Source organism: Parafilimonas terrae (assembly GCF_900115755.1).
Lineage (GTDB): Bacteria > Bacteroidota > Bacteroidia > Chitinophagales > Chitinophagaceae > Parafilimonas > Parafilimonas terrae.
In genome coordinates this window covers 1-24,692 of the sequence record NZ_FOXQ01000011.1, presented here as the reverse complement: position 1 = coordinate 24,692, position 24,692 = coordinate 1, and the positions used below count along the sequence as shown (strand labels likewise).

The 24,692-nt window shown below is 39.0% G+C and carries 17 protein-coding genes; 8 read left to right on the top strand and 9 right to left on the bottom strand.

Features of this window, described 5'->3' with window-relative positions:
* The first annotated feature begins 75 nt into the window (after window positions 1–75).
* Together cobA and BM015_RS16085 are read left to right on the top strand one after the other, a co-directional pair.
* The gene (gene cobA / locus BM015_RS16090) at window positions 76–837 is read left to right on the top strand and encodes a uroporphyrinogen-III C-methyltransferase (RefSeq protein WP_090660855.1); all 762 of its coding nucleotides are present in this window, start codon (window positions 76–78) and stop codon (window positions 835–837) included.
* A 171-nt stretch (window positions 838–1,008) separates the two neighbouring features.
* The gene (locus tag BM015_RS16085) at window positions 1,009–1,695 is read left to right on the top strand and encodes a Crp/Fnr family transcriptional regulator (protein WP_090660851.1); all 687 of its coding nucleotides are present in this window, start codon (window positions 1,009–1,011) and stop codon (window positions 1,693–1,695) included.
* A 15-nt stretch (window positions 1,696–1,710) separates the two neighbouring features.
* Here BM015_RS16085 and BM015_RS16080 read toward each other — a convergent pair whose 3' ends face one another.
* Both BM015_RS16080 and BM015_RS16075 read right to left on the bottom strand, forming a co-directional pair.
* Window positions 1,711–2,424, bottom strand: a complete 714-nt coding sequence (locus BM015_RS16080) for a LytR/AlgR family response regulator transcription factor (protein ID WP_090660848.1) — start codon at window positions 2,422–2,424, stop codon at window positions 1,711–1,713.
* The gene (locus tag BM015_RS16075) at window positions 2,421–3,440 is read right to left on the bottom strand and encodes a sensor histidine kinase (RefSeq protein ID WP_090660845.1); all 1,020 of its coding nucleotides are present in this window, start codon (window positions 3,438–3,440) and stop codon (window positions 2,421–2,423) included. The genes BM015_RS16080 and BM015_RS16075 overlap by 4 nt, the downstream gene beginning before the upstream one ends.
* A 209-nt stretch (window positions 3,441–3,649) precedes the next feature.
* On the opposite strand from BM015_RS16075, the gene BM015_RS16065 reads away from it, so the two are divergent.
* On the top strand, window positions 3,650–4,207 hold the full coding sequence (locus tag BM015_RS16065; protein ID WP_143075901.1) for a hypothetical protein: 558 nt from the start codon (window positions 3,650–3,652) through the stop codon (window positions 4,205–4,207).
* 79 nt (window positions 4,208–4,286) lie between these two features.
* On the opposite strand, the gene BM015_RS16060 is transcribed toward BM015_RS16065, so the two are convergent.
* The 7 genes from BM015_RS16060 to BM015_RS16030 all read right to left on the bottom strand — a co-directional run bounded on the left by BM015_RS16060 (window position 4,287) and on the right by BM015_RS16030 (window position 18,445).
* A complete protein-coding gene (locus tag BM015_RS16060; RefSeq protein ID WP_090660834.1) occupies window positions 4,287–10,619 on the bottom strand; it encodes a fibronectin type III domain-containing protein in 6,333 nt (2,110 codons plus the stop codon).
* Between the two features lie 401 nt (window positions 10,620–11,020).
* Window positions 11,021–11,434 carry a GreA/GreB family elongation factor gene (locus BM015_RS16055; RefSeq protein ID WP_090660831.1) on the bottom strand — a complete coding sequence of 138 codons (414 nt, stop codon included), beginning with the start codon at window positions 11,432–11,434 and terminating at the stop codon, window positions 11,021–11,023.
* Between the two features lie 6 nt (window positions 11,435–11,440).
* Entirely contained in the window at window positions 11,441–13,009 is a 1,569-nt protein-coding gene (locus BM015_RS16050; protein WP_090660829.1) for an FMN-binding glutamate synthase family protein, read from the bottom strand.
* 420 nt (window positions 13,010–13,429) lie between these two features.
* Window positions 13,430–16,207 (bottom strand): aconitate hydratase AcnA, encoded by a 2,778-nt coding sequence (gene acnA, locus BM015_RS16045; RefSeq protein WP_090660826.1) that lies wholly within the window; start codon window positions 16,205–16,207, stop codon window positions 13,430–13,432.
* A 60-nt stretch (window positions 16,208–16,267) separates the two neighbouring features.
* Window positions 16,268–16,741 carry a universal stress protein gene (locus BM015_RS16040; RefSeq protein ID WP_090661176.1) on the bottom strand — a complete coding sequence of 158 codons (474 nt, stop codon included), beginning with the start codon at window positions 16,739–16,741 and terminating at the stop codon, window positions 16,268–16,270.
* Window positions 16,742–16,831: 90 nt separating this feature from the next.
* Window positions 16,832–17,743, bottom strand: coding sequence for an SPFH domain-containing protein (locus BM015_RS16035; protein WP_090660823.1), 912 nt, complete (start codon window positions 17,741–17,743; stop codon window positions 16,832–16,834).
* A gap of 75 nt (window positions 17,744–17,818) precedes the next feature.
* Window positions 17,819–18,445, bottom strand: a complete 627-nt coding sequence (locus tag BM015_RS16030) for a hemerythrin domain-containing protein (RefSeq protein WP_143075900.1) — start codon at window positions 18,443–18,445, stop codon at window positions 17,819–17,821.
* A 191-nt stretch (window positions 18,446–18,636) separates the two neighbouring features.
* Here BM015_RS16030 and BM015_RS16025 point away from each other — a divergent pair, with 191 nt between their 5' ends.
* From BM015_RS16025 to BM015_RS16000, 5 genes are all read left to right on the top strand, one after another.
* On the top strand, window positions 18,637–19,323 hold the full coding sequence (locus BM015_RS16025; RefSeq protein WP_090660816.1) for a response regulator transcription factor: 687 nt from the start codon (window positions 18,637–18,639) through the stop codon (window positions 19,321–19,323).
* The gene (locus BM015_RS16020) at window positions 19,323–20,714 is read left to right on the top strand and encodes a sensor histidine kinase (protein ID WP_090660813.1); all 1,392 of its coding nucleotides are present in this window, start codon (window positions 19,323–19,325) and stop codon (window positions 20,712–20,714) included. Before BM015_RS16025 ends, BM015_RS16020 begins: the two co-directional genes overlap by 1 nt.
* 145 nt (window positions 20,715–20,859) lie before the next feature.
* Window positions 20,860–21,174, top strand: coding sequence for an HPF/RaiA family ribosome-associated protein (locus tag BM015_RS16015; protein WP_177191937.1), 315 nt, complete (start codon window positions 20,860–20,862; stop codon window positions 21,172–21,174).
* Between the two features lie 196 nt (window positions 21,175–21,370).
* Window positions 21,371–22,486: a glutamate synthase-related protein gene (locus tag BM015_RS16010; RefSeq protein ID WP_177191936.1), complete on the top strand. Its 1,116-nt coding sequence runs from the start codon at window positions 21,371–21,373 to the stop codon at window positions 22,484–22,486.
* A gap of 1,000 nt (window positions 22,487–23,486) precedes the next feature.
* Window positions 23,487–24,236 (top strand): hypothetical protein, encoded by a 750-nt coding sequence (locus tag BM015_RS16000; protein ID WP_090660800.1) that lies wholly within the window; start codon window positions 23,487–23,489, stop codon window positions 24,234–24,236.
* Window positions 24,237–24,692: the final 456 nt, after the last annotated feature.

The following is a 24,692-nucleotide window of genomic DNA, read 5'->3' as shown; positions in this document are numbered from 1 at the left end:
AAAGTAATATGTTTTTCAATATAATTTTTAATTTAGTGCTATAAAATATTATATATTTTTTAAAATAATATTAATATGAGTAAACTTATATTGATTGGTGCAGGTCCGGGCGATCCTGAACTTATCACTTTAAAAGCCATAAAAATTTTACAGCGGGCCGACGTGATATTGTATGATGCACTGGCTAATGAAGCACTGCTGGAATACGCACTTAATGCAGCTGAAAAAATATTTGTGGGCAAGCGATATGGTTGCCATGTATTGAGTCAGCAGGAGATAAACCATCTTATTATAGAGTATGGTACAAAATACAATAATATAGTACGGCTTAAGGGCGGTGACCCATTTGTATTTGGCCGGGCGCAGGAAGAAATTGACGCTGCTGTTGAAGCAGGTATGGAAGTGGAAATGGTGCCCGGCATATCCAGCGCACTGGCGGCGCCGGCCTCCGAAATGATACCGCTTACCTGCCGCGGTATAAGTGAAAGCTTTTGGGTGGTTACCGGCACTACGCGCAGCGGTGAATTATCAAACGATATAAAACTTGCAGCGCAGTCAACGGCCACAGTTATTATATTAATGGCGATGAGCAAACTGGAAGCCATAATGGAAATATTTACCGGGTATGGTAAAGGTGAAACCGCTGTTGCCATTATTCAAAATGGCACTACACCTCAATCAAAAATGGTTACGGGAAAAGTGAGGGATATTTATTTCAGGGCACAACATGCAGCGCTCGAAAACCCGGCTGTAATTATAATTGGAGAAGTGGTGAATTTAAAATCAAAATTATTTTCTGCAATTCCTGATTTGATAAATATAAGTGCGCCCATGTAAGCGATGTTAGAAACGTAAGAAAACATTACTACAAATTGCTGACATCCGCTTACATGCCTTACATGGTTAGAAGAAGGGCCAGGTAATTTCCCAAAAACTCATTTAACTGCAATTTTATATTGGATCTACATCCTGCCCACAAAAACATACTTCCTGTTTATCTTTATCCGCATGAAAAAACATAAAGGTAATTTTGATGCAGCCGATTCTTTTCTTTATCAAAAATGCCTTAAAGAATGGCGGCCTGCATTAGATGCTAACCGTGAAATTATTCATTATAAAAAAGGAGAAATCTTATTTAAAGAAGGCGATAAAGTTGAAGGTGTTTATTTTATGCTGGAAGGTGTGATAAAAGTGCATAAACATTGGGGCAAAGATAAAGAGCTTATACTGCGGTTTGCGCATAATTATGATATCGTTGGCCACCGCGGGCTTTCAACAAATAATATTTCTTATCCCATTACGGCAACTGCTTTAACGAATTGCACCATCTGCTTTTTGAGCCTCGATTTTTTTGTCGCAACGCTTAAAGTGAACACACAATTTATGTATGATTTTATGATGTTTATGGCAGATGAATTACAGCTTTCAGAACAGCGCATGCGCGACCTGGCACACTTGTCCGTAAAAGGCCGTGCAGCCAAAGCTTTATTAGAGCTTCAGGATAAGTTTGGTGTAAACACTGAAGGTTATATTGCTTTTACTATTTCCCGCCAGGATATTTCAGCATTTATAGGCACCGCTTACGAATCGGTGTATAAATTAATGACAGAGTTTACAGAAACCGGGTTGATTAAAACAAATGGTAAAGACATTGCAATAATTAATGAAGAAGGTTTAAAGACGCTCACCCGTTAATTTAAGCACAAAGAATTACCTCTTTACAAGTTTGCCATTTACGGCCTGCATCAGTTTTTCTTTTGTATTGCGGCTTAAAGGCAATGTATGTATACGAATAATTATTTTGTTGCCCGATATGGAATCTATTTTATGCAGCGCTGCTATATAAGATTTATGTATGCGCATAAAAAGATTGGCAGGCAACCGTTTTTCCATGTTTGAAATTGTGATATAACTGATCAGCTTTTTGTTATTGAGATGAACTGCAACATAATTCTGCATGGCTTCAACAAACAAGACATCTTTAAAAAATATTTTTTCAACCTGTTGGTTAACTTTTAAAAAGAAATAATCATTTTCATCTGCTGCTTGTGAAGCATCTTTTATTTTATCAGCCAAAAAGTATTTGGCTTTGGTAACTGCTTTTAAAAACCGCTGGAATGATATGGGTTTTACGAGATAATCAATTATATCCAGGTCATAGCCCTGCAAAGCATATTGCGGATATGCAGTTGTAAATATAACAGCCGGCATATAGTGCAATGATTTTAAAAAATCAATGCCCGATAATCCAGGCATTTCTATATCAAGCAAAATAAGATCGGCTTCGCCTTTGTTTATAAAAGGATATGCCTGCATAGCAGTATCGCACACACCAATAAGTTCTAAGAAATCCACTTCTTCAATGTATTCTTTTAGTCCCTTTTGGGCAAGCGGTTCATCATCAACTATTATGCATTTTATCATAACAATTGCAATTTTAAATGAACAGTATAAGTTGATGACTCATCATTTATTTTAAGCTCATATCTGCTTGCATATAATAATTCCAATCTTCGTTTCACATTTTTTAACCCTATGCCTTCTTTTGCTGTTAATTGATTATTGCTTTTTGAATTTACAACATTAAAAAGCAATAAATTGTCCCGCCTGCATAAACAAATCTTTATACTGTTAGGCTTATCTGTATGGCGGGAAACATGCTTGAAAGCATTTTCAACAAAAGGCATAAGTAATAATGGCGCGATGGAAAAATTGCGTACACCTTCATCAACTTCAAAACAAATGTGATAATTATTTTGCCTGCGCAAACGCTGCAGATCGATATAGCTTTTTAAATATTCAATTTCTTTTTCAATAGCAACCTGCTCTTCATTGCATTCATACAACTGGTAGCGCAGCAGTTCAGAAAATTTTTGCAGTGATGAACGCGCCGCTGCATTATGCTTGTCAATCTGGAAATAAATAGTGTTGATGGAATTAAAAAGAAAGTGCGGGTTTATTTGCGCCTTGAGATAACGTAACTCCGTTTCAAGATTTTCCACTTGTATCTTCTGTAATAACAAATGTTGCTTATACCAGTTCTTGCTTAATATAAGCGCCATGGTAAAACACATATAGAAAAAGGCGACGGAAAAATTATAAAAGGTATTGTAAAAGAAATTTTGCTTCTGAACATTACCTGCTATATAACCATGCAACCATGTGTCGTGTAAATTTTTAAACACGGTAAAAAAGACCAGGCAGCATAAAACGAGCACGCCATATAAAATGTATTTGCCTTTTTTAAAAAAGGAAGGAAACAGGTAATAAATATTTGTATAACAAATAAGCATTAGCAGTGCATTGCGGATAAAAATATTCAGCCAGTAATGCCATGCGCCTGCCTTTTGCAAAACATCTGTGGTTACATAAGCGTAAAATACCGTTGTAATAGTCCAGAATATAATATGATCAATCTTATATCTGCTGAAAAGATGCATTCTTAAAATTATAAACAATTTGCAGCATGCCGCCGTCCTTTATTCAAAATGCAGGTTTTGCATGATGAAATGCAATAATGCATCGCAGCGTTTTCATGATAAAGCAATACATCAAGATTATGATGCAGTTAATCAAACAAATTATTTCCAGGCAATACCACGCATTTACTTTGATAAACAATTTATTGTTCATCGTAAAATATCTGATCATGAAAAATTTGTTCTTCAAAAAAGCAGCGCTGAAAGCAGGTTTGTTTACAGCCATCTGCCTCACTGCATTTATGGTACAGGCCAATGCAGGGCTTGATTATTATGAAATTTATATTGGCAAAAAACTCGTTTTAAAACGGGCATTAAACCAGCCTTTAAGTATTAATAATTTGCCGGTAAGCCAGGCAAACAGTAATGAGCAACTTGTTATTTATTATTATCAATGCAACGCACCTGAAAGGCTGGCCAGCAACAGGGTTATAACCTTAAAAGATGCAAGTGGCAATAAAATAAAAGAATGGAAATTTGCCAATGCCAAAGGCGCTGATAAAGGAATGGCAATACCTGTAAAAGAACTTTTACAATTGCAGAAAGCAGGCAATAATTCGCTTGCACTTTTTTATTCTGCAGAAGGCCGGGAGCAGGGAGAAAAAATTGCCATGGTTGCAGGAAAAAGTAAGACAGTGGGCTTTTGGAAAGAAAACAAAAATGACAGCAGGACAGGCTCGCTGGTATTGCTGGCATTTGCAAGATGGCGTTTTGCAAATGCAGTTTAATTAACCAGGCAAAGCGAATAAAAAATGCTGCCTTCAATTTGAAGGCAGCATTTTTTATCAATTTAATTCCGTGCTGCAATTACTGCTTTAATAATTTAAAATAGCTGGCGGCATTTGTGTTCCTGTGCAATACTTTTAAAATATAAGTGCCTGGTTTTATGCTAACATCAGGATTGATTTTAAAGCTATGTTTTCCTTCCGGAAGGTTTCCAATGTTTTTATTTAAAATAAGCAAACCATTGATAGAATACAATTCAATCCTGATATTATCCGGTTTGCTTAAAGATAAATTCACTGTAAAATCATTTACAAAAGGATTTGGATAAGCAACAACTTTATTCTCTGTAATTATATCAGCCGCCTGCAAAGAAGATGTTCCGGCAGCTTTGCTTACAGCAGCAATAGGCGTTGCTGCTGCTGATGTATGATCTGTTGAAGGCGCATTGCCGGAAGCTTCATGTTCTTTAATTAAAAGCGCACCAAGCAAGCCAAACTGCGAGGTAAGCGTATTAGGTGCAATGGTAATAATTGCTTCACCATTTTCATCCGGCTGAACATTATAAACCGTTATAGTGCCTTTGGTGTTTAGCGAAGCATTCAGTACTGCTTTTTTACCATTAACCGTATAACCTGAATTCACATCTCCTCCAGCCTGCGAACTTGCAAAGAATGTAAAATCATATTTGAGATTAACATTCAGGCCTGTTACTTTCATGGTTGCGCTTTGCCCTGTAAATAATCCATAACTATCTGCCAAAACTTTATCAGGGAACACACCGGAATTGTTACCTGTGTTCATGCCCGGTGCATATATGCCTGCAAAAACACCTTTTTGCTGCAAATTGATGGATGATGGAATGCCTGCATCATCTAAAAGATTATTCCATGTTAAGCCATCTTCGGGCAATGCTGATGTATTATTCCACGGAACATTTGCCTGGTTCTGAAAGGTGAAATTCACATAAATAACCTGTGTGTAAGTGGTGGCGGCAACTACATTGCAAAAGCCTGATTGCGCTCCTGATTTTACAGCTTTTACTGAATAATAATAGGTTTTGCCGGAAAGCAAATTTGAATCTGTAAACTCCGTAATATTTGCAGCCACTGTTTTCTGCAAAGTATATACTGCATTGCTGTCTGATGCACGCCATATTTCAAAGCCTGTTTCATCAAAACTTCTGTCTGCCCATTGAAGCTTCACGGTATTTTTGGTAACATCTTTAATGAATAGATCAGCAGGGGCGAGAAGCTGAAGCGAGCTGCTGTAACTTTGAATAACCAGTGAATTTATATAAGCATAATCTGCGCCTGCAGCTTTCGATACTTTTATAGTTACTTCACCAGCGCTGTTGGGCGTAATGCCGTTTAGCTGCACCGTTTTATTAATATTATAAGCAGCATCCAGCGTTACAGCCCGCCCGTTTATTTCAAATCTTGTGTTTCCGTTTAATCCATCATCGTGGCTGTTGAAGAAAACAAAATTGTATTTTTTAGTTTGATCAAGCCCTGAAATTTTCATGGAGTCAATTCTTGAACTGCCCTCATATTCGCCTGTGCGCACTACTTCCTGCGGATATAAATTGTAATCAGTGCCGGGCTGCATGCCGCCTGCAATATTACCCTGGAAGCCATTTAAAAGCTTTAAAGAAATACCGGTAGTATTGTTTTCATCATCTTTTAATGCTGATATTCCCGCATTGGCCGAAGGCCATGCTGTAAAATTATTCCATGGTGAAGGCGCTGTTGCACCGTTTGAAAAATTAATATAAACAGACTGAATATTCTGATCTGTTACCGTTATGCTGAATGATACAGAGCCCGATGTATTATTATTATCCGTTGCCGTTACTGTAACATTATCGAACCTTCCTGTTATGCCGTTTGCAGGATTTAAGGAGATGCGGCCTGTGCCATTTCCATTATCGGTAAACGTTGCAAACGAAGGCAGGTTTTCAACGCTGAGTTCAATGTTATCAGCGCTATCATCTGTTGCCACTATATCAATGTTTTTCTGCTGGTTATTTTTAATTGAAACATTGGCTATGGGTGTTATTGATGGTACTTTATTGGCTGTAACTATACTTGCTGTATCGGAGGGAACAGAAGCTCCAGAATTGTTTACGGCTTGTACAAAATAAAAATAGCCGGTATTGCCCGATACAGAATTATCAGTATAACTTTCTGTATTTATGGCAAGGTTATCTGCTATTAAAGTAAAGCCACCGCCTGAACCAAGTGAACGATATACCTGGTATTTTGTTTCATTATAAGCCACATCATTCCATATTAGCTTAACGCCCTGGTCTGCAACATAGGATGCCTGTAAAGATGCAGGCTTAACCGGCCTGGTAGAATCTGTATAGAAAGATTTTATAGTAATGGCATTGACGTAGCCAACAGGTGTGTTAGCGCCTTTTGACATGGTAAAAGTAATGGTGCCATTTGCTGCAGGTTTAATGTCATTAAAATCTGCAGTGTTGGTTGTGTTGCCCTGAACATATAAAGATTTGGATTGCGACCCGATTGTATAAACCGTAGTGCCATTATCTGAAGCACCTATCCAAACACTGCCGGCATAAAAACTAATGCTGTATTTTCTTGAAGTATCCAGCCCGGTAATCTGGCTTGTAACAGTTTCAGGGCCACCGAAAACTCCGAAATAATAATAGTCTTTTAAAACATTGTCAGGATAAATACCGGAGTTATTGCCTGTTGAAGGGCCTTCATGCCATACCGACCACCAGCTTGTTTGCATATTCAACCCGATATTAGTTGTTCTGCCAAGATTATCTTTTAAAGCCGGAGTGTTTACCGAGGTTATATTGTTCCATGGCGTGCCCATATCATTCAGGTCCTTGAATCTTATATAAACTTCAAGATTGGGATCGTAGTCGGACACGGTTAATGTAAAACTGCGTTTTACTATTCCGCCTGCGCCATCATTCGCAGTAACTTCTGCATTGTATATACCGGATGCACCGTAGCCCGGTTTTACCGTTAATGTTGCAGACCTGTTGTTGATTGGTGAAATTGAATACCCGGAAGGCAATCCTTTAACCGACCATTGAAGTGTTTGTTCAGTGTTGGGGTCGGTTGCATTTAAAGTTATATTCAAATGGCCACCTTCGTTTATTGTATAATCTGCTATGGAATCTATAACCGGGCTGGTATTCGTATTTACAACCAGTTTAAATACGAGGCTGTCTTTTCCCCCATGTGTATCTGTAACACGAATTTTTAAACCATTGTATGTGCCGATATTGGAACTTAACGGATTGAAGACAAGTGTTGCTGTTCCGTTTCCATTATCTGTTAGGTTTGCAAAAGATGGAATATTGGAATACGAGTAAGTAAGCTGGTCGCCATCTGCATCGCTTGCATTAACCTGTACAATTGTTTGTGCGCCGGCCTTAACTGTTAATTGCTGGCTATTTAAAAAGCCGTTGTCTATTAAAGGCTTGCTGTTTAACGTAGTGCCTTTTACTGCAACCGTGGCCGGAGAAGCTGCCAAATCGTTTATGGCTTCCACTTTATAGTAGTAAACCATGTTTCCGTAAAGATTGCTATCCGTATAAGCATTGCTGTTTTGCGGTAATACTGCTGCAAGCTTAAAGTGCAGGCTGTCTGACACAGACCTTAATACCCGGTAGTTTGCTTCTGTTGTATTATTATCCTTCCAGGTTAATTTAATTGATGATGATGACAGTGTTGAAACCTTAAAAAATGTGGGTGTTTTTATAGCAGGCAATGCCTTGGTTATGGCGTTTACCAGTGGCGTTTTTGCAGAAGTGCCAAACCCGTTCACAGCATTTATGCGGTAAATGTATTTTGTGCGTGGGTTTAAACCTGAATCGATGAAGCTTGAAACGCCGGCGCCTGTTGTATAAATGATGGTTTGCGTTCCATTCACTACTTTCCTGTAAACCTGGAAACCGGTTTCATTGTTACTGTTATCTGTCCAGGTAAGTTTTATTTTATCGAACGATGTTGCCGTTGCTGTAAGGTTTAATGGTTTATTAGGCGCTGTTCCTTCAGGCACATAATTGCTTTTGAAATATGCATTCGCAATTATGCGTTTGGTTGTATTCCCAAAAAGCTCTTTGCATGCCCAGGCTAATTGCATTGTCCTGGGGCCTTTATTCTGGAAGTATGCAAGGCTTATGGGATAGAGGCCTTTTTTAAGTTGGATGGTATTGGATTTTGATTTAGCAGATCTTCTTACTCCGTCATCATTATTTATAAATGGCTTAATACCGGGGTCGTATTCATTAAGCCAAAATTTGCTGCCGTCATCTGAATTAGTGGTAAAAGTGTATGTGCCATCAACCGGGATATTTATATAGCCTTGCCAAAGAAATGCAAGCTGGGGCTGCCGCCGCGCAGGTTTCAGGTTTATATTTGGAGTGATGCCTGTTTCCAAAGGCATAAGCGTATTAAAGTCCGGAACATTTCTCCAATAGCCTTCATAATATTTATAAACCAGGCCATTTAAAACGGCCGCTGCGCTTTTGATTTCACTCTGTGAAGAAACATTGCCGCTTGAGTCTGCTGCCTTTATATAAATGGTGTAGCGTTTCCCTGTTTTAAGCCCGCTTATTAAAAAAGTTGTGTCAGTTGTTGTATAACTTTTTTGATTATTTACATATACCTGGTAATTGGCTACGCCAATGTTATCAGTTGAACTGTTCCAGGAAATTTTTATGGAAGAATTGGTTGTATAAACAATTTGTAGATTGCCCGGCGCTGTTGGTGCAATGTTGTCTGCAGTGGTAGCTGTATTGGCGATATTAGACATTTCTGCAGCGCCATTATTATTTATCGCCCTTACTCTATAATAATAATTCACACCAGGTGAAGCAGTTGCATCGGTATATTCCAAACTGCCGGCTGAAGTTTTGCCTATGTAATTATATTGTCCTTCTGCCGACTGGCTCCTGTAAATTTCAAAAGCTGTTTCATTATATTGAGGATGGGGGTTGTCTAACCACGTAAGCAAAACTTCTGTGCCGGAATTAGCATTGGCAACCAGGTTAGTGGCAGGAGAGGGGGCGTGTTGCCCGCTGGCATTCACCACTAAAAAAGGATCAGACGGAACGCTGGAGCAACTATATTCTTTTGTTACGGCAACCGTGTAATTGCCTGGTTCTGTTGCTTTAAATATTCTTTCCGTTCCAAGCACGGTACCGCTTCCCACTTTCTTCCATGCATAGCTGGTATAACCGCTGTCGGGTATTTCGAGGTTTACATAATCTTTGCCATCGCCGGAAACAATTACATTGCTCATTAAGCCTGAAACCTTTATTGGCGGCGCCTTTGTGGGTGGTGTTATGTGTATATTCACCGGTATGTGCGACCAGTCGGACCATAGCGTGCCTCTTAAAACCCTTGCCTCATAAACGCCAAATGAAGTTGCCGTAATTGTGTTGCCGGTGGCGTTGTTAATGAGGTTTCCATCTTTTCTCCATTCATATTTATCAAACCCCGGCGCAACGCCAATGGTAACGTTTATAGCATCGCTGGTACAAAACCCGGTCCTTCCATATAAAACCCAGGGATTGGAACTGTACCCCCTTAACATAAACGGAAAAAAATCGGGCTCGGCAAATGCCCTGTCCCAGGTGCTGTGCGCTGTATTGGCATATTCGGAGTAACGATAATTGGCGCCGGCAGCAACCATGGCATCACGCACCTGTTGTGCAGTGGAAGGTGATGGCGAGCCATCAAGCTCGCCCTGGAAATTCCATATAGGAGTAAACTTTAGTTTATTTACTACCGAAGGTTCTTTATACCCGATAGATACATTAGACATGGGCAATGATGCGCCTATGTAATCCGGGTAATTAAGGATCATCTCCCATGATGCCTGGCCTCCGGAAGACAAACCATTTACACTCATGCAAAAAGGATCAAGCTTATTGTATTGAACCATATAATCAATAATGTCGATTATCCTTTGATAAGAAGTAACTCCCCAAAAACCCTGGCTTTGCATAAACAAAACATATCCATCAAAAGTTCCGTTGTCAACCGCATCCATATATGGCTTGCCGCCATGATATAGTTGTGTTTCATTATCGGTAATAGGGCCGCTTTCGCCGCCGCCATGAAACACAATTGCCATTGGATATTTTTTGCCGTCATTGGCTGTGGGATTATAGGATTTAGGAAATTTTAATCGAAAACAGGAACCTTCATAAATGTAGGCTTTATAAGAATCTGAATTCCACGATACATTCTTTGTTCTAACCCATTTGCCTATCTGGCCGTAAGGCGGCTCTGCGGGTGGGTTTTGCGGATCGTAATTAATGACCGGGTCATTGGGATTTAAGACAGATTGTGCTTTTACATTTTTATGGAAACCTGCAAGAAATAATACCAATAAAAGAAAAACAAGTGTAAAATTTTGTTTCATCAGATACAGATTTAATTAAAGAAGGTCTTACAAGGTTACAGCAATTAACTTTTTTATCCCTGTTTACTAAAATCATTAGGTTGTAATTAAATTCCTGAATAAAATAATAGATTAGGTATAAAAGCCTAACATTTTTTAAATATTTATATTAAACTATAAATATATGTGCATATGTATATAGCCAGTTTGAACGCAGGTTAGCGGTTTACAAAATATGCGGCAAGGGTTGTGTTTGTTTATCAGTTCTTAAACACTTTGCAGGGTTCGCCGCAAACTATTGATTAAATTTTGTAGTTACATAACAAAGCAAAAGCTGTTCAATATTGAACAGCTTTGCCCGGTCCGCTGCTGGGCGATATTTGAATTCTGCCCGCTGCAGACAGACGTCCGATAACAGTTTATTATGCAGGATTTCCGCCATAGTCATTCATAACATTTAAAATGGTAAATGTTTTATGGCCTGATGGTACTTTCCATTTTACTTTTTGTCCCTCGCGGAAACCAATTAAAGCTGTTCCTATTGGCGCCATGATGGAAATTTTTTTCTCTTTGATATTTGCTTTATCAGGCGTAACAATCATCAATTCCATTTCCTCATTTTTATCGTCTGTTTTTATCCGGACTTTAGAATTTAACCCAACCACATCGGGTGGAAAGTCAGCATTGTCCACAAGGGTTGCTTTCTTTAACTCAGCGGTAAGCTCATCTGCATTCTGCCTGTCAATACTTGAATTTCTGCGGGCATGGTTCAGATAGGAAATCAATAATGCATAATCATCTTGTCTTAAAACAAGCGTGTCTTTTATCTTCTTCATTTTGTTTTAATTTAATTGTGGCTCAAAATTTTGTTGTTGTTTAAACTCGTTTATTTTGTTGAAATATATTTCTTCGAAGCTCCTGGTTGTTTGAGCGTCTGTTCTTCTAAAAAACTTTGCAGCATGAACGCTTTCAATGCGTGCAAATCCGCAGGCACCCATCAGTTCTTTAGTTGCTTTAATGGTATTTAAGTGATAATTGAAAACCCGCACGCCTTTATCAGCAGGATCGAGGCCTTTATATAAAGCCGGGTTTTGTGTGGCTACGCCAACAGGACATTTACCCGAATCGCATATTAATGCCTGTATGCAGCCCAACGCAAACATCATTCCCCTTGCACTGTAACAGGCAGAAGCGCCAAGCCCTATTGCCTTAAGTATATCGAATGCCGTAATTATTTTTCCCGCGGCAATTATTTTAATGCTGCCTGACAAGCCGTATTCATCCAATGCCCGCTTTACAAAAGCGAGGGCTTCGTATAACGGCATACCCAGGTGATCGGTAAATTCTAACGGTGCAGCGCCGGTGCCGCCCTCACCGCCATCAACTGAAATAAAATCAGGAATACAACCGGAGTTTTTTATGGCCTGGCAGATATCAATAAATTCCTGCTTATCGCCAATACATATTTTGAAGCCAACCGGTTTGCCACCTGATAATTCCCTGAGTAATTGAAGAAACTGCACCATTCCTTCCGGCGTATTAAATGCCGAATGCGCTGCGGGTGAATGCACCACGGTATGAGGCTGCACCTGCCTTATGGCAGCTATTTCTTCTGTATTTTTTGATGCAGGCAGAATGCCGCCATGCCCGGGCTTGGCACCCTGCGATAATTTTAGCTCAATCATTTTTACCTGCGGGCGCAATGCATTTTTACGGAATGCAAGTGGATGGAATTCTCCCTTTTCATCGCGGCACCCAAAATAACCTGTACCGATTTGCCAAATGAGATCGCCACCACCAAGATGATATTCGCTTATGCCGCCTTCTCCTGTATTATGGGCAAAGCCACCCAGTTTTGCGCCCTTATTCAGGGCCATAATGGCTGTTTTGCTGAGGGCGCCATAACTCATTGCACCAATATTATAAATGCTTGCCCTGTAAGGTTGCAGACAGTATTGGTTGCCAATCAATACCGTCAAATCTTTTTCATGCAAAGTTTTTGGATACGCCGAATGTGCAGCCCACTCAAAACCAGGCGCATTAGGGTCTGCCTGCATACCAAAAGCTACCGTTTCTTTTTCATTTTTTGCTCTCTGGTAAACGATGGACCGCTGCCGGCGGCTAAAAGGTTTTCCGTCCAGCTCCGATTCAAAAAAGTATTGTCTTATCTCCGGCCGTATTGATTCAAGAAGATAACGCAAATAACCTATTACGGGAAAGTTGCGTAAAATCGCATGTTTTTTTTGACGGATATTTAAAATAGCCAATACTAACAATGGCAGGCTGATGGCAAGCGCCCAATACCATTTTTCATTTTCGATAAAGGCGGCCTGTAAGATGATAACATTGACAAATACAAGTAAGACTATAATAATATTGCTTGCCGAAACAATTTTTCGTTTGCTGGACATAATAATAAGTTTTTATGATTAAAAAAATACAAAACCCACCCCCGGGTCTGTATTTAAACCAGAGCGGGGATTACTTATTAAAGTCCTTAAAATTTGGGTAATAAGGCAATCGTTGATTGCCAGTGTAAGAGATACAGGTATAGCATGACAGCACCCCGGGCAAGAATTGCCGGCAGAAGATATATTGAAAATATTTTTTAATGCTTGTCATGGCTTGAACGCTTCGTATATAGTTTTATAGATGAAAAATCCGGCACCTGTAATAAAAAACTGCCGGCTTTACATACCTGTTACATTCATTCAAAATTAGGTACCGGGTATTAACCCGGCATTAAGGAAACATTAGAATAAGATTAGAAATTTATTCTTCTAATCTTATTCTATAATCATTTGGAAGAAGGATATAATTTGTTTAAGTGATTAGCTTGTCTTTTTTAAAAACTGCCTTAATACATATTGTAATATTCCACCGTTTCTGTAATACTCTATTTCTATTTTTGAATCTACCCGGGCAATTGCTTCAAATTTAATTTCGCTGCCATCTTCTTTTTTAGCAATCACCTGCACTTTTTTTAGCGGCTTTATGTCTTCAGCAATGCCCGATATAGTAAATACTTCATTGCCGGTAAGGCCTAAACTTTCTGCCGTATCGCCTGGTTTATATTGAAGTGGTAAAACGCCCATTCCTACCAGGTTGCTCCTGTGTATACGTTCATAACTTTCTGCAAGTACGGCTTTAATACCCAGCAGGAATGCGCCTTTTGCCGCCCAGTCCCTTGATGAACCGCTGCCATATTCTTTACCAGCCAGCACCACTAACGGCGTTTGTGTTTGTTTATATTTTATGGAAGCATCATATACAGAAAGTTCCTCGCCGGTGGGAAAATATTTTGTAAAGCCGCCTTCTTTCTTTACCAGTTTATTTTTTATGCGCACATTGGCAAAAGTGCCCCGTACCATTACCTCATCATTTCCCCGTCTTGAACCATACGAATTGAAATTCTCTCTTTTTACACCGCGGCTTATTAAGTATTTGCCTGCAGAAGAAGATTCATTAAACTGCCCGGCGGGGGAAATATGATCTGTTGTAATGCTATCGCCCAGCACCAGTAAAGCCCTTGCATCATGAATATCGTTTAAAGGCGGCGCATCATTAGAAATATTGTAGAAAAACGACACCTCCTTAATGTAAGTGGAACTTTCATCCCACTTGTATAACCTTTCATCCGGCACATCAAGATTTCTCCATATATCATTGCCTTCAAAGATTTCTGAATAATTTTTTGCAAAGTCATTTGGCGAAAGCACTTTGTGCAGCACATCATTTATTTCATCATCAGAAGGCCATATATCTTTTAGATAAACAGGCTGCTGGTTGGGATCAAAACTTATGGGTTCATTTATCAAATCCACATCTACCCGGCCGGCAATGGCATACGCTACCACCAGCATTGGCGACATTAAAAAATTCATTTTTACCTGGGGATGAATTCTTGCCTCAAAATTCCTGTTGCCCGAAAGAACAGAAGCAACTACAACATCATGCTCTTCCACGGCTTTGGCAACAAAACTGGGCAATGGGCCGGAATTGCCAATGCAGGAAGTACATCCGTAACCTACCGTATGAAACTGCATAGCTTCCAGGTCGTCTAATAAATCTGCCTTTTCAAGATAATCTGTTACCACTTTGGAGCCCGGGGCCAATGAAGTTTTTACCCAGGGTTTTGTTTTCAATCCATGTTCCCTTGCCTTTCTTGCCACCAAACCTGCACCTACCATTACAAAAGGATTGGAAGTATTGGTGCACGATGTAATGGCAGCAATGGCTACGGCGCCATCCGAAAGCATGAAGCTTTCTTCGCCAATGGTTACCCACACATTCTTCATTCCGTTTACAACGGTTTCTTCAATTTCCGGTTCGGGTGTTAGTTCGGTTTTTGACTGCATTACGGGCTGGCTGCCACCTTCAGCCATCCACCGGCTTAATTGTTTGTCTTCTGTGTATTTACGGCCATAGGTTTCATCTAACAGGCTTATAAATTTTGATTTGAAATTCTTTAATAAAATTTTATCCTGCGGGCGTTTTGGCCCGGCAACGGAAGGTTCTATTGTTGAAATATCCAGCTCTATAATATCTGTGTAATGGATGTCTTCACTGCCGGTACGCCACAGCATATTCGTTTTGCAGTAATCTTCTACCAGTTTCACCTGCTCTTCCGAACGGTTACTTCTGCGCATATATTCCAGGGTTTTATCATCAACCGGAAAATAGGTGATGGTGCAGCCAAATTCAGGCGACATATTTCCAATTGTAGCCCTGTCGGGAACAGAAAGATTGTCGAGCCCGGGGCCAAACACTTCCACAAATTTTCCAACCACGCCATACTTTCTTAAAAGTTCAGCTATGGAAAGCACCAGGTCTGTTGCGGTAGAACCCAGCGGTAACTTGCCGGTTAATTTCAACCCTATTACCCGTGGCGTTATAAAATAAATAGGTTGGCCTAAAATAGCAGCTTCCGCTTCAATGCCGCCCACGCCCCAGGCTACTACGCCAATACCGTTTACCATAGGCGTGTGGCTATCGGTGCCAACTAATGTATCAGGAAAAATTTTACCGTTGCGTTCTATTACACCTTTTGACAGGTATTCAAGATTCACCTGGTGGCAAATGCCCATTCCCGGCGGCACCACGCTAAAATTGGTAAATGATTTTTGTGCCCATTTAAGAAACTGGTAGCGTTCTTTATTACGCTTATATTCTTCATCCATGTTACGGTTGTAAGCGTATTCAGTTCCAAAATAATCTACCTGCACCGAATGGTCAATTACAAGGTCAACAGGAATTAACGGATTTATTTCATCAGGGTTTTTCCCTTTTCGCGCTATTTCTGCACGCAGCGAAGCAATATCCACCACGGCGGGAACACCGGTAAAATCCTGCATCAAAACACGGGCAGGTTTAAAGGGAATATCTTTATCTGAGCCTTCCGGCTGCCAGTGAAGAATAGTTTCTATATTTTCTTTTGTTACTGCAAAATCATCAAAATTTCGCAGGGCATTTTCTAAGAGTATGCGAATGGAAAAAGGAAGCCTGCTGATATTATGCCCCTGCTTTTCCAATTCCGCAAGGCTATAGTAAGTAAACGTTCCGTTTTTAGTGGTAAGTAATTTTTTTGCTTGATAAAGATCTTTTGACATGGCATTCAGTTTATATTACCGCTGCCTGTTAAATTAAATAAAGCCAGTATGCCGAAACTGTTATACTGCTTCGGCAGGCTTTACAGGAATAATGAACAACGGTATGTTTGTATGATGTAAAACATTTTCAGCTACGCTTCCCAGCAGTACTTTATCCAGCCCTTTGCGGCTGTGCGTTCCCATCACTATCATATCTGCCTTTATTTCTTCTGCTGTTTCAAGTATGCTTGCTGTATAATCCCCTTCCTTTACAACTGTTTCAATTGTTTTGTCCCCGAGGCTCCACTTTACATTATCCAGGTAATCTTCTGCAGCTACTTTCAATTTTTCACTGGTATCTGTTTGAACAGCTTCTGCATTATTAAAATTATTATATCCCAATATAGGTGAATAATTAGGAGAAGCGTAATAGGTTGCATCAGAAGTTACATGCAGCAAAACAGTATGTGCATGCAATGCCTCCGCTAATTTATAACCGGCTTCAGCAATATGTTGAGCGCCGGTATTATTGTCAAGTGCGATTAATAATTTCATTTTATACAAATTTAATATTTAAGAAATCCAATCTCAATAGCAGGCGATTTTCATGCATGTTATTTAAAATATTTACATCATGCCTGCTAATTATACAGGCGTTGAGGGCGGTGTGGTTTTGCTTTTTCCATTTTCATTTTTTGTTGTGTTAATGGGTAATACACCCGCCATATCGCCGATAATATTTACCAGTTCAGAACCCGCCGGTACCACAATTTTTGCATTCGACTTAAGTGAGGCTTCAACGGTTTCCAGCTTTTTTAATAACTGGGCATTGCCTGTAAAATATTTATCAGCTGCTTCATTTACCAGCATAATGGCTTCAGCTTCGCCTTCGGCATGCAGTATTTTGGCACGTTTGTGCCCTTCCGCTTCTTTAATCTTTGCGCGTTTTACGCCATCTGCTGCCGTTTCCGTTGCAGTGGCATAATCAATAGCCGCTATTTTTTCATTTTCTGCTTTCACTACTTTGTTCATTGTATCCTGCACATCCCGCGGCGGGTCTATTTCTTTTAATTCTGTTCGTACAATTACAATGCCCCAGTTTGATGTTTCGTTTCTAAGCGTGTTGTGCAGCTCTGCGTTTATCTTTCCTCTTTCACTGTTGGCAGACCTTAGCGTAAGTGTTCCGATAATATTCCTTAGCGTGGTGCGGGCAAGGTTTACAATCTGCCTTCTGTAATCATTTACATTGTACTGCGAATTTTTTACGCTTTCCTCTGTTTCTATAACCTTGAAATATACCTGTGCATCCACACTTGCATTCAGGTTATCGTTGGTAATAATTTCCTGTGGCTGTGCATCCACCATTTGTTCCGTTACGTTTACTGCATACATTTTATCAATGAAAGGAATAATCCAGTGAAAGCCTGGCGTGGCAAACTTGTGATACCTGCCCAATCTTTCAATTAAGCCCCTGTGTGTGGGGCGTACTATTTTTATACCAAGGAAAAAGAAAAATATTATTCCTGCTATGATAACAGATAAAGCTTGTGTTGTCATTTAATCGTGTTTAAATTATTAATAGTGGCAGGGTTTATAATGGTTAAATTTATTGCATTTATGTTTAATCCTTTTTTAGCTCCTGTTACATAAACCGAAAAGAATATCGGCTTCCAAATGGAAATGTATAACGAGGTCGCTTTCAAGTTCTTTCATCTTGTCAAATAAAGATGTGTAATAGCTGCATGCATCCGGCGGTAGTTTGTAATCGTTTGTTATTTCCCTGAAGGTTTTCAGGTAATCAAAAGATTTTTGAAGTTCAGCCTGCTGCAATTGCAGCTTTTCTTTTAAAGGTTGTATAATAGTATTATTGTTTTTGCCTTGATATTTTAGTTCACTCATTGTTTGCCTTACATGGGGAAATAAGGACTGCTCTTCTTTCAACATTTGATTTAACAAATGGTGAAAGAAAAGAAAGGCGATTTCGTTAAACTTTTTTAATTCGATATGTTTTTCACTGTGACGATACGCAACTTTTTGCGTAAGGTTATAAATGGCAATTGTACTTTTTTTCGCAAAAGCATGATGCGTTTTAATAATGTAATCAATAAGAACTTCCGCATTAAGCTTATTGTTATTTCTACGGTTAGTTGCATCGTTTATTTCATGGCGGCTAATATCAGCATCGTTTAAATTTTTTGTGGTAAAATAATTTTCAGCGCTAATAGTGTTTTTTAGATTGATTAGCTGTATTGTATTCATATCAAACTTTTTAATTGTTTTGCAATGCAGGCCTAACGGTGAATACTTCACCAGGATAATAACTTTCAAAACTACGTACGGGCCATTAACCTGGCATTAACGGCGCATTAGAATATGATTAGAACCGGGTTGATTTTTTCCGCCTAAATTGAGAAGAAGTAAATTGCTTAAAATAATGGCTGTTTTTATATATGGAAAGAAAAATATTAATTGTTGAAGACGAAAAAAAAATTGCCGATACTTTAAAGTTCGGCCTTGATGAAATTGGCTTTAACGTTGAAGTTGCTTATGATGGAAAACTGGGTTATCACTTATTCTGCGCAAAAGAGTTTGACCTTATTATTCTCGATATAAACCTTCCCGGCATGAATGGCTATGATTTGTGCAAGGCCATTCGCGCTAAAAATCAGCAGGTGCCTGTGCTTATGCTTACCTCCATGAGTGCGCTGAACGATAAGATTGAAGGTTATGAATCCGGCGCTGATGATTATATGGTAAAGCCTTTTGAATTTAAAGAGCTCCTGTTAAAAATAAAGGTATTGCTTAAACGCACGGTGAACCAAAGTTTGCCGATAGGGAACATTTTAAAAGCTGCCGACCTTGAAATGAACCTCGATAGCAAAGAGGTAAAAAGAGATGGCAAAGCAATAAATCTTACTGCAAAAGAATTTCAATTGCTTGAATACCTGCTTCGAAATAAAAACAGGGTTGTCTCAAGAGTGGATATAGCAATTAATGTATGGGATGTGGATTTTGAAACGAATACAAATGTTATTGATGTTTACATAAGTTACCTGCGCAATAAAGTGGATAAACAGTTTGAACATAAATTAATTCAAACCCATGTGGGCATGGGCTATATTTTAAAAGACCATTGATGCATGTAAGAATAAAAATAACTTTATTGTTTACACTTATACTATGTGTATTGCTTGGGCTGTTTTGCGGCTGCATCTATTATTTTTTTTACGACATAAGGCTGGAAAACATGAAGGCGCATTTAACAAACCAGGCTGTAACCACGGCTAACATGCTGAATGATACCGCCGCCTTTAACCCGGCGCTGATGAAAAAGATAGATTCACTTACGGTGATACCAATGCAGGATAAAACCATACAGGCATACAATTCTTTTAATGAAAGAATATATACTGACAGTGATATGCCAAAGGATAGTTTGCAGGTTACAGCCGATATACTGAACAATGCAAGAACTAATAAAGAATATTTTTTTACCGATGGAAACCGCGAAGTCGTTGCGTGGTATGATGCCGGTATAAATAATCATCCTGTTATTATAGCTGCTGCGTTTGATGAAGAAGGCAAGCGTAACCTGCACCATCTCAAAATTATTTTACTTATAATCTTTGCATGCGGCAACCTGGCAGCATTTACATTGGGATATATGTTTTCGAAAATATTGCTGAAGCCAATCAGGAAGATTGCAGATGATGTAAAAGATATTTCAGCACAAAACCTTGAGCACAGAATAAAATCGGGAAATGCAAGAGATGAATGGAATTATCTTACAGAAACCTTGAATGAGCTATTAGATCGTTTGCAGCAAAGCTTTGAAATGCAGCGCAGGTTTATTTCTTCTGTATCTCATGAATTAACCACGCCACTCACTTCAGTTTCAAGCCAGCTGGAAGTATCGCTGCAGCGAAACAGGGAGGCCAAAGAATACCGCGGCATTATGCAATCTGTTTACCAGGATGTGCGCAACCTGGCCAAGCTTACACAAACATTATTGGAGTTTGCAACGGTGTCTGGCATTAAAGGCGGTATTGAAATCAATTCAATAAGAATTGATGAAATACTGATGCAGTTGCCGGGCGAGATTACAAAAGTGGATAAAGAATACTCCGTGAAGCTTGAGTTTGAAAGATTACCGGAAAATGAAGACAGGTTATTGGTGTTTGGCAATGCCGAACTTTTGCTTTCCGCTATAAAAAATGTTGTTTCCAACTCCTGTAAATATTCGCCGGACCATCATGCAGTAGTAAAATTACTTGTTCAGCCAAAAGAAATTTATATTGTTATTGAAGATGATGGAAAAGGTATTGCTGAAAGCGACCTGAAAAATATTTTTCAGCCTTTTTACAGAAGTGAAGACAGTAAATCAACTAAAGGTTTTGGCGTAGGCCTGCCGCTTGTATATCGCATTATTAAATTGCATAAAGGACAGATAAAAGTTAACTCCATTGTAAACAAAGGCACTACTTTTTTAATTCAGCTTCCAATCGCCGAAAATGTGCGTCAAAAATAATTTAATCCCTTTCTAATTTCTTCTTAATCTCTTTCTAATAACTGCAATTTAGCTTTGAATAAAAGCTGAAAAAGTTGTGACGCTATTTGAGTTGCGGCGGTTAGCTATTGCTCTTAAAATATTTCTTCACTATAAAATGATCTTTATGAACATCATTATTAAATCAGTAGATTTTAAAGCAGGTAAAAACCTCGAAGCATTCATAAAAGAAAAAGTAAAAAAGTTGTTTGACCAGTGTGATAATATTATTCGTGCGAACGTAATTCTTAGAAAAGGCGCAAGCAAAAAGCATGAAAACAGGTTATGTGAAATAAGATTGGTGGTGCCGGGCTACGATCATTATGTGAAAAAAAGCAGCATAGGTTATCGCAGGGCCGTTTCACAATCAGTAGATGTGCTGCAGGAAATTTTAAGAAGAAATAAAAGCAGGTCGCTTGCCGAAAGAGTAGCATCTGCATAGTTAACCGAATCGTATTATAATGTCTCAAAATAAAAAATACACTCTGTTATTTCTGGCCGTTCTTTTAATTGTTGTGCTTATAAACAGCGTGATAATAAGGTCGGAATATTTTGGTGGTTCAGGCCTGCATTGGTTGTTGGTTCTGGCAATTCCTTTTTTATTTATTATAATGCATTATGCGAGAAAAAAGTACAAAATGTTTCTTTTTAAAAATGCAGATGAAAGCCGGCAATTAAAACCTGGAAATAATAACCCGGATAGTAATAAAAGTTTATTTTTTTCAGGCAATAATAATTATGAAGAACCTACGGTATTGTTTGGCAACAGCTTTTGCACCCAGCCTTATTTGTCAGGTATAGTTTGCAACGAAACTATTCATGCAAAACAAAGTCCTGTTCATGCGCATGAGAAAGCGGAAGTATTGAACCGGCATTATTCTTCACATCAACTTAACGCCGGTTTTGCAAAGGATATAATATGGCAGATTGTGCCGGGCTATCCCGGCTGCAGCAACAGTAATTCTAACTTCAACCCGGAGATGTTCAGCGCAAATGCCATGCAACCATTTGTGAAAATGATAGAGCTGAAACTTGCTTCATTTTCTTCCGCAAAAAATAATTTTACAAACCAGGCTGCAGGTTCATCAGTTGCCATGCATACAGCTTTCAGCACCGCAGAAGGCATGGCAATGTTCATAGATTCGTTGCGACAGCTTTCCGGTGGAAAACCTGTTGGCGTAAGGCTTTTCGTGACAAGTAAAAAAGTAGTTCATGAAATATGCTATGCATTTCGCAAAACAGGTATTATTCCTGATTATATAGTTATAGAAGGTTGTGATAATGAAGATAATTCATCACCAGATTCTTCAAAAAGCGCCAGCATGCCTTTATACGAAGCATTGTTGTTTGTGTCAAAAACTTTGGAGATGTACGGATTGGAAAAAGAAATTAAAATTATTGCAGCAGCCTATATTAATACAGCATTTGATGTATTAAAGCTATATGCATTGGGAGCGGATGCGCTTAGGGTGAAAAGCCCGGCAGATAGCAGGCAGGCAGGCGCTGCGCCACTTGTGCGCATGCAAAATGCAGATAGCAAAATAATAAGAAGCACGATGGAGATAATGAGAACCTTCGGTTATGTAAACATGAAACAAATAACGCTGCCATCTTTACTGCGCAAACTTGATTCTTTGCAATTAAAAACGATTAATAAAAAGCAGCATGGAATTTATCCCAGGCTTAAAATATCACATTTGTTCATGAGTTTTTTAGTGTTTAATATATTGGCCTGCGTGTGCTGTTTTTCCTGATTTTGTAAATTCATTTGAATATTTGCGAACTTGTTCGTAGCTTAGCTTTTTAAGGGTTTAGGGTTGAAAATTTCCTGCCATTCCTGGCGGGAAATTTTTTTTATAAATGCGGTTAAAAAATTTCAATTAAATAAAATGAATATAGAATAGAGCCAGTTTTATTCCTGCCCGTTTCACTTTTTCATTTTACCCTTTTTCGATAGCCATTATTCCATCAATCTGGTATCAATATTGATTGTACAAAAGACAATAACGGCTTGTTTAAAAGTGTGTTGACATCTTCAGGATTGTTTTATAAAATTTGATAGAATATTCGCAGGAGCGGAGGTTTAGCAAAATAAAAACCGGAAAGCAGACATTAGTATGCTTTCCGGTGAAGTAAGTAGCCCCAAAAGTACTATTATCGAACCAACTACAGCAGAGATTCAAGAGGATATATGAACTGCGAGCATTTGTGCCGGTTGTAGAACTGTTTCCCGGCAAAGTGAAGAGCTATGAATTGCAAGCAGTTTAAGTATTTTATATCCCCGCCCAACATCTAACTATGATAACACATGATTGACTGTCAAAAAGTCGGTTATGTGTTTTAGTATTTCAGCTTCTCTTTAACCTGCTGAGAAGAAAGTCCGGTGTAGTTGCAAAACTCCTCAATAGTAACTAAGTGATGGTCTTTCTTACTGAAAGTCACTTTAATTTTCTTGATAAGATCCCGACCGTATCTTTCACTTCTCCCGGTTACAAGCTGAATGTCCTTGGGATATATACAAATCCGCTCCATCGCTTTTAAATATTTAATACTTTATCTGACTTCAGCTATACTTGATGCATAACTGAGCAGTACAAATTTACTTAAAGTAATAACAGGAATAAAGAGTTATAGTTGGAAAAATCGGCACAGATGACAGCTGTTTGGAAGGCTTGTGAATAAGGAATTACATCGATTTCTAATTTTGTTTTTGAATGTTGATTTTATCATTCGTAATCCATTAAATTTTTTACAATGGCTAAGTTAAAAGGCATAATTAAAATAGAAGGTACTCTGGATGAACTTACCTTTTATAAAACACAGGATGGGCATCTTGTGAAAACAAAAAGTGGTGTATCTGGTGACCGCATTGCAAATGATCCTACATTTCAAAGAACAAGGGAGAACGGTTCTGAATTTGGTGCTGCTGCATCTGCGGGGAAATTGCTTCGTGACACAGTACGCACATTGATGCTTTCTGCATCTGATAACCGTATTACTGCCAGGGTAACGCAGTTAATGACCATCATCAAAAATTACGATACTACTTCTGCCAGGGGTGAACGTACAGTTGGTGTCGGAATAGCTGCTGCTGGTGCAACTGATGAATTGAAAAATTTTGATTTCAATATCAATGCAATCATTTCATCCATTTTTTACAAACCTTACAGTGTTGACACTGCAACTGGTGTTATAAGTATTACCGGCTTAGTGCCGATCAATGATATTGCTGCTCCTACTGGTGCTACTCATGTAACCCTTCGTGGAGCATGGGCAAAAGTGGATTTTGCCGGAGGTACTTCAAGTGTTGAATATACCAATGCTGTAAACCTTCCAATTGATGGGACATCAGGAAACGTCACTCTTACTCCTGCTGCCGTACCTGCCGGGACTGGTACAAGTGTGTTTCTGTTTGCTGTGGAGTTCTTCCAGGAAGTGAACGGAGTTCAATACACTTTGAAGAATGGTGCATATAATGCACTGTCAATTGTGGAAGTAGCTTAAAATAGTTTTAGCATCGTTATTTGCTCACGCCTTCTCAGTCCTGAGAGGGCTTTTTTATTCAGACATCTTGCATCTCATCATAATAATTTTCCAAAAGAAAAAAGGAAAAAAAGAAAGCCCTGCCATCAGCCGCCGATGTTACAAGCCAAAAGGAAACGGAATAAATGAAGGCTTTGTGCGTTGGGGCTGTGTTTATGCCGTAGTCTTTTGGCAGCCCGGCTTTACAACTGCTGGGCTTTATTCTGAAGCCGAAACCGGCGGCTAACTTTGCTGCATTTTTTTTAATTAATTATCATCTTTATCATAAGCCCAGGCATATTCATCAAAATGTAATGGAATATTGCTGCCAGCTTCGTCACGGTGGGTACGCCGTTTAAATTGACCACCTCAGGCCGAGGCAAATTGACCAACGGATTTGCTGGCGAAGATTTTCAGTTTGTATGTATTCAGGCGGTT